The organism is Frankia sp. Mgl5 (assembly GCF_023242985.1).
In the GTDB taxonomy this organism is placed as follows: domain Bacteria; phylum Actinomycetota; class Actinomycetes; order Frankiales; family Frankiaceae; genus Parafrankia; species Parafrankia soli.
Genome location: NZ_JALKFY010000162.1, coordinates 1 through 263, shown reverse-complemented (window position 1 = coordinate 263; position 263 = coordinate 1). Strand labels below are relative to the sequence as shown.

General features: G+C 54.8%; 1 protein-coding gene. It reads right to left on the bottom strand.

Annotated features, from left to right (window positions below; all coding sequences use genetic code 11):
* Positions 1-263: S8 family serine peptidase (locus tag MXD62_RS08820; protein WP_248828894.1), on the bottom strand; the 263-nt coding region annotated here is incomplete at both ends.

The window sequence follows — 263 nt, the reverse complement described above, 5'->3', positions numbered from 1 at the left end:
CAGCAGACAAGTTGGAATGGAGCGCTTTATTGATATCAAGCAGGCCATAGCCAGTACGCCGGTCCCAACCCGGTTCACCCAAATTGGTTGCCGTCTGATAAAGCAACTGTCGGACCTCCAGCGGGGTCATTTTCGGATTTTTTGCCAGGATCAACGCTGCCGCTCCCGCCACCTGAGGAGCGGCCATGGAAGTCCCGGACATTGTTCCATACGTGCCATGCAGTCGGGTTGCATAGATGCTTTTGCCCGGCGCCATAATATTC